This window comes from Halorubrum ezzemoulense DSM 17463 (genome assembly GCF_002114285.1).
Taxonomy (GTDB): domain Archaea; phylum Halobacteriota; class Halobacteria; order Halobacteriales; family Haloferacaceae; genus Halorubrum; species Halorubrum ezzemoulense.
The window spans coordinates 1-6,450 of the sequence record NZ_NEDJ01000110.1; the positions used below are offsets into that span (position 1 = coordinate 1).

The 6,450-nt window shown below is 56.8% G+C and carries 6 protein-coding genes and 2 pseudogenes; 4 read left to right on the forward strand and 4 right to left on the reverse strand.

Translation table 11 applies throughout. The features are described from left to right. Window positions 1-139: 139 nt before the first annotated feature. Complete coding sequence (locus B9H04_RS17035) at window positions 140-1,249, reverse strand: tyrosine-type recombinase/integrase (RefSeq protein WP_248648682.1); 1,110 nt, start codon at window positions 1,247-1,249, stop codon at window positions 140-142. A gap of 64 nt (window positions 1,250-1,313) precedes the next feature. Between B9H04_RS17035 and B9H04_RS18900 the strand changes: the two genes are divergently transcribed. Next, window positions 1,314-1,547 (forward strand): hypothetical protein, encoded by a 234-nt coding sequence (locus B9H04_RS18900; protein WP_049933156.1) that lies wholly within the window; start codon window positions 1,314-1,316, stop codon window positions 1,545-1,547. On the opposite strand, the pseudogene B9H04_RS18905 reads toward B9H04_RS18900, so the two are convergent. After that, window positions 1,499-1,711: pseudogene (locus B9H04_RS18905) on the reverse strand (HVO_A0114 family putative DNA-binding protein); the annotation flags it as partial. The gene B9H04_RS18900 and the pseudogene B9H04_RS18905 overlap by 49 nt on opposite strands. A gap of 54 nt (window positions 1,712-1,765) precedes the next feature. Here B9H04_RS18905 and B9H04_RS19770 point away from each other — a divergent pair. After that, window positions 1,766-2,203, forward strand: coding sequence for a DUF7342 family protein (locus tag B9H04_RS19770; RefSeq protein ID WP_455583615.1), 438 nt, complete (start codon window positions 1,766-1,768; stop codon window positions 2,201-2,203). A 275-nt stretch (window positions 2,204-2,478) separates the two neighbouring features. Here B9H04_RS19770 and B9H04_RS17050 read toward each other — a convergent pair whose 3' ends face one another. Then, window positions 2,479-3,693, reverse strand: coding sequence for a glycosyltransferase family 2 protein (locus B9H04_RS17050; RefSeq protein WP_080508665.1), 1,215 nt, complete (start codon window positions 3,691-3,693; stop codon window positions 2,479-2,481). A 149-nt stretch (window positions 3,694-3,842) separates the two neighbouring features. Between B9H04_RS17050 and B9H04_RS17055 the strand changes: the two genes are divergently transcribed. Together B9H04_RS17055 and B9H04_RS17060 are read left to right on the forward strand one after the other, a co-directional pair. Beyond that, window positions 3,843-4,778 carry an NAD-dependent epimerase/dehydratase family protein gene (locus tag B9H04_RS17055; RefSeq protein ID WP_049933152.1) on the forward strand — a complete coding sequence of 312 codons (936 nt, stop codon included), beginning with the start codon at window positions 3,843-3,845 and terminating at the stop codon, window positions 4,776-4,778. A gap of 377 nt (window positions 4,779-5,155) precedes the next feature. Further along, on the forward strand, window positions 5,156-6,124 hold the full coding sequence (locus B9H04_RS17060; protein ID WP_049933151.1) for a nucleotidyltransferase family protein: 969 nt from the start codon (window positions 5,156-5,158) through the stop codon (window positions 6,122-6,124). 225 nt (window positions 6,125-6,349) lie between these two features. Here B9H04_RS17060 and B9H04_RS18400 read toward each other — a convergent pair. Next, window positions 6,350-6,450 (reverse strand): annotated as a pseudogene (locus B9H04_RS18400) (IS1595 family transposase); the annotation flags it as partial.

Below are 6,450 nucleotides of genomic sequence, written 5' to 3' on the forward strand. Positions count from 1 at the left end.
AGCGAACCGCCAGACAGCGAAGAGCGGTGTAACGCTCCGTGACGAGATCTAATCGACCACCGCCGGGCCATTTATAAACACCCCGGCGCCGTCGTGTAGATACGAATCGTCACGTTCCGAGACTGTACCTGTAGGATATCTAGATACTGTCGAGGAACTCGCGGCGTTGTTCCATCTCCTCGAGTTCCGTCCGTTCGTCGTAGTGTTTCTCGATGACCCGCTCGGAGACGTCGGCGCGGTCCGAGATGACGCGAGGCGGGACGTCAGACCGAAGCCAGTGGGTTATCGACCCGCGGCGGAACGGGTGCGGTGACACCGACTCTGGACAGTCCGCAATCTTCTGGTGAGACGCCGCTGTACACGACTCTTGATCCCGGCCATCGACGGGACACTCCCCGTCGTATTTACAAGGCTGCGTGTACTTGTAGGCGTAGCCACCGATCGTGGACCCGTGGAGCCGGCCATTCTTGGACGAAAGGAGCGGCTTGCGGCCGTACTCGTCGACGACCTCCGGGCGCTTGTAGGCGATCCAGTCGTCCAACAGCTCCGCGATGGAGTCCGACACTGCCATGTACCGGTTCGACTTCTCTTTGTTCTTGAGCGGCGTGCCGGATTCTGGTCGGTGGACGAAGCGAAGATGCTGATCTTTCGGGTCGTAGTCTTTCAGGTCGAGTGCATGGACTGCACTCCGGCGACACATCGTGTGCCAGATCAACGCCAGCGTCACGTGCTGGGTAGAGCAGTAGTGGTACGTTTCCAGGTTGGAAAGCACCTTCTCGGACGTCTCCGAATCGAGCTCGGTGTGTCGGACGTTCTCGTCGCCGTTGAGAACCGGTGACTGGATGCGCTGAGAGAGGTTAGCCTCGACCGCCTCGATTCCTTCGGCCCACCGAACGAAGACGCGGATGGTATCTAGATTCGACTTCTCGGTCGAGGGTGCCCAGTCGGACTCCTTTCGCCGGTGAAGTTTGTACTCTTTGACGAGCCGCCCGGTGAGTTCGTTGAGATTATCGATGCCCCGTTCGTCGAGCCAATCGACGAAGGACGACAACCGCGATCGGTGCGCTGTGGTGGTGGCTTTGGACTGATGACTGCGGCGGTCATCGAGGTACATTTCCACTGATAAAGCCGGCTCAATTGGTTCTAATTCTTTCATAAGTTTGCTTTTGCTTTTTCGGAGCAAACCACCAGACAGCAGCGGGACACGGATCGCGTTTGGTACGTAAGTATCCTGCAGTGCATCCGACAATCTGTGCCAAAACAAATACATCTGCTAGCAATCGCTATTATACACAGACACTGACAGATTTGAGTTGCTTGGCTTCCTCGACGGCTGCGAGGATATGATCGGCCACAGGCAGTCCACCGACAAGGTGATCGCCGACGCTGGCTTTTGTATCGATCCGACGACCGACGCGATCGCCGAGCAAACCCTGTCCACCTACCAGCGCGCGATCGACGGGCGTGGTGATGAGAGAGCACGAGCTGAGAGCTCCCGCTACGCGCTCGTGGAGGCGCTGTCGGCGTCGCGATCGATGAGCGGGTAGTCGATGTGGATCGCGCCGCTGGGACCGCCCGCTTCGATGGTGAGGATCCCCAGCACTTCGAGCTGCTTCAGGTCCGAGTGCACATCAGACACGTCGCGATCGACGAGGCGGGTCGCCTCGCGCATACTCTCGGGGGTCTCTGCTGCGATCGCCCGGATGAGTTCGCTCTGGCGGAGGGATTTCACGACGATGTTGACTCCGCTCCGTCTGACGAGCGTGTGTATCGGGTCGCACTCGGGTTGTATGATCCCGCTGGAGTCACTGCAGTCGCAGAACATGCCTCATGTGCTCCAGACACTGCCCGGCGGTACCTCAAGCGGCTTGAAAATATTGGGGTCGTCGAAGCAGTGTCCGAGACGCCACTCACCTACACGCGGAACGAATCGTACTTCGAGTGGCGGCGGCGAAACCGCCTCGAGAACCTTTCGTCGAGTGAGCTGTGGGACACACTCTCCGAACTTACGGCTCGGGAACGAGCGTTTCGAGACCAGTTCGGGCTCGACGCACCAGACAAGCGGCACGAAATCGAGATTTTGTACTCTCACAGAAACGCAGGCTACTCGACGGCGCCAACAGCACCGCTGCGATGCTCAGTTCGTGAGTGCTCGACCGCGGCCCCACATTTCCTGGCCAGCTGCGATTGTGGTCTGGGCTAACTCACGAACGCCTACCAGAAGCACGTACACCACCATCCCGGTGAGACAGAGCCAGCCGATGACAAAATTGCGTAACATCGTGTGTAGCGACACCTAGACCGTGCTGTGACGTTGTTAGTTGCTTGTTACCACGACTATGAGATCTCACGTACCCTGGATCAGAACACGTACATCAACGAGGTCAACCCACCCACCACACAGCTCAATCGCATCTCCAACACTAGGGAGGCGAACAGAACCCAACGCGAAGCCAGAGATCAGCCAGCCGTCGCTGACTAGTTCACCGCACTCAAGAAGAACGACGAGAACACCAGCTGGATACCGACGACAACGGCGGTAAACGCAATAAGCGCCGCAGACGTGAACGGCACGGACCCAAACCCGCTCAGGATCCAGTCGCCGATCAACCAACTGGCATACGTGCCACCGGCCGCAAACACGAGCACGCCAGCCGTCGCGCCCCGCTCGAGCGTAGCATAGCGGGTGATACCTGATGTGATCGGGTCCTCAGGCCGCTGGATCGGATCGCTCGCCACCGTCGCGAAGACGCCCAGCGAGCCGACCTGTGTGCCCACAATCGCTGCGAGACTCCCGGCGATCATCGAGTTCACGCCGAGTGTGATCTCGCCAAGCGCCACCCCGGTATGTGAAATCGTCATGACTGCCACCCCAAAGAGCGTCAACAGCAAGCCAGGCACCGAAAACAGATAGCCGGGCGCATTGACCAACATAAACCGAACGTGGCGCCACCCATCACGGAAACTGTCAAGCGTTTCTTCGCCCTTGCGTTCGTGATACACAATGGGCACCTCCACGATTTCGAGGTCCTTTGACCCAGCATCCATGATCATCTCGGAGGCAAACTCCATCCCGGTGGTTTCCCAGTCCATCGTCTCGTACGCTTCCCGCGTAAAGATCCGGAACCCACTGTGGGCGTCGCTTACGCCCGCGCGATAAAACGTATTCAGAAATCGGGTGAGCGCCGGATTCCCGATATACTGATGGAGCGACGGCATTGCGCCGTCTTCGATTTCACCGTCTAACCGACTGCCCATCACCATATCCCCACCAGTCTCTTCGAGATGGTCTAACAGCCGGGGAATCTGTTTGAAGTCGTAGGTCGTGTCGGCATCCCCCATCGCAATATAGGTCCCTCGTGTCCGCTCGAAGGCGTACCGGTACGCATACCCGTACCCTTCGCCATCGGGTTCGACGACAATGGCGCCCATCTCGCGAGCGATTTCGGGTGTGCGATCGGTTGAGCTGTCACTGATAATGATCTCGGTTGGTACTTGGAGCTCTTCGACCGCCGTTTTAATCCATTCAATACACGTGCGGATTCCGGCCTCCTCATTCAGTGTGGGCATCACAACAGACAACTGGGGTGTCGTGTCTGAGTGACGACCAACGAGCAATTCATCAGCGCTTAAGTTCTGATCGGATTCCAGGCTCGCCTGTTCAGTCGGTGGATGGGATGTAGTGGAGGTCATCTGGTCGGAATATGTGATTACTAACTGATTAGGGACGACATATATGAAACTTACTCAACACATGTTGATCCTGAAATAGACTCAACGAAGCCAGTCTCGACACAGTGCTGTTTCCAAATCTACATCAATCTCGCCTGTCACCATCTCCTATGGATCTTTCCAACGCCACGGTGCTCGTCACTGGTGGTGCCGGCCTCGTTGGCAGTCACCTCGCAGCGACGCTTCACGACGCGGGCACAACAGTGCGGGTCGCTGATGACCTCTCGAAAGGCACGCGCGAGCGTGTCCCAGATGGGGTGACGTTCACGAAAGTCGACCTGACTGATCGCGACGATGTCGATCGGGTCGTGACCGCTGACCTCGATATGGTGTTTCATCTTGCTGCGTACACGGACACGAACTTCGACGACGATCGGAAGCTGTTTGAGGAGAATACAGAGATGACGTACAATCTTCTCGAAGCAATGCGTGACGCCGATGTCGAACACTTCGCGTTCACCTCCTCCTCCACGGTGTACGGCGAGGCGCCACGGCCGACCCCTGAAGACTACGCACCACTCGAGCCGATTTCAATTTACGGCTCCTCAAAGCTCGCTGATGAGGGGCTCATCTCAACGTATGCCCACTCGTATGGCATCCAGTCGTGGGTGTTCCGGTTTGCGAATATTGTTGGTCCTTACCAGCGCGGCAACGTCGTCCCAGATTTCATCGAGAAACTCACCGATGATCCCACCGAACTCGAAATCCTCGGTGATGGACGCCAAGAGAAGTCTTACATGTACGTCTCTGAGTGTGTCTCTGCCATGCAATATGTCGTTGAGCACGCCGACGAGCCGCTCAATATCTACAACCTTGGGACGAAGACCACAACCTCAGTGACTGACATTGCAGACATCGTGAGCGATGAACTCGGTGTCAATCCGGAATACACCTACACGGGTGGGGATCGCGGCTGGACGGGTGACGTCCCGAAGATGCGACTCACAATCGACAAGCTTGCCGCACTCGGGTGGGAGCCAACACGCTCGAGTGATGAAGCCGTGCGGCAAGGGACTCGCGATCTGATCGCCGAAATCGTGGCATGATATAGCTCACGCACGTTGCGAGGTGCGTTGATACCCGCACGAATACTCCTCAACTGGAGGGTTTTCACGCCGAGGTTAGGTATCCGTGCGTCAGCCCAGAGTCACCCCGTACAGCAGGTGCTCCAAACCGCCAGTACATTGATGTCTGTCACACTATATGATCGGTGTATCGATGGGGCTACGAGGCGTGCTCCAAGCGGTACTCACCCGCGAAGATCGCGGACGCGCTTCGACGAGACATCATGAGTGTCGCAACTGCGGGACAAATCTCACGCGGACCCACGAACAGTATCCTGACTGTGGCGGTGATGTTGCCGTCTACGAGCTGTAACGACAATTCACACACATTTAATTGCCGCCCGGAAGACGGCCACACTATGGACGCAATCGTCCTCGCAGGCGGGTATGCCACACGACTCTGGCCGATCACCCTTGATCGCCCGAAGATGTTCCTGCCACTTGGAGAGGAGACGATTATTGACCCGATTTTCGAGTCACTTGAGGCGGATGAACGTGTTGACGACGTCTACATCTCGACGAACGAGCGGTTCGCTGATGAGTTTGAAACATATCTCACAGAGTCGGGCTACGAGAAACCCACCCTGTCGATCGAAGAGACCACAGACGAAGACGAGAAGTTCGGTGTTATCAGCGCGCTCGCACAGCTTGTTGAACGGGAGAACCTGAGTGATGATACGATCATCGTCGCAGGCGACAACTACCTCAGCTTCGGCGTCAACGACTTCATTGATAGCTTTCGTGACCACGACGCACCGATGATCGCAGCCTACGATGTCGGCTCTCGTGAGAAGGCCACTTCGTATGGCGTGATCGATGTCGATGACGACCAGGTAGTCGGGTTCACCGAAAAGCCCGACAATCCGTCGAGTTCATTGGTCTCAATCGCCTGTTACGGCTTTCCCGCAGAGTCAATCGATCTGCTTGAAACGTATCTCGAGGAGGGCAACAACCCCGATGAGCCAGGCTGGTTCATCCAGTGGCTCCACGAGCGGACAGCTACGTACGCCTTCACGTTTGACGGTGCGTGGTTCGATATTGGGACCGCTGACAGCTATCTCGATGCAATTGAGTTCATGTTGGATGGAGAGCCGTATGTGGCTGACAGCGCCACAACAGAGAACGTGACACTCGACGCTGGCGTCCAGATTCTCGAAGACGCCACAGTACAGAACGCAGACCTTTCACGGACAGTCGTCTTCCCAAAGGCTAGCGTAACAGACTGTACGCTTTCAGAAACACTCGTCGACCGCCATGCGTCTGTATCCGGTGTTTCCTTGACGGAGAGTACCGTAGGCGCATACTCAACACTCGAAGGGGCAGACTAACCTAGAGTATCAACAGACTCACCCAGAGCTACTACTTTACAGTTCCGCTCGAAGAAAGACCTATTACATCGTGTATCTATCACAAACCTATGGCTGAGACGACAGATGGCCCCCGATGTGAGTGTGGGCGACGCATCCCACGTGGGCTCTCAGCGGCTGCACAGTGTGACCGGTGTCGCAAGCAATCGCAGTCTTGATAGCTCGCTCTTCGGTAGACTGGCGGAACTAGCGGAATACATTGACAGCGATACAGTCCACGAGACTGTGGATCGGTGCCCCAGTAAGGTTCAGTGACCGGAGGAAGCCGTAGGTCCGAGCGGCCTGTT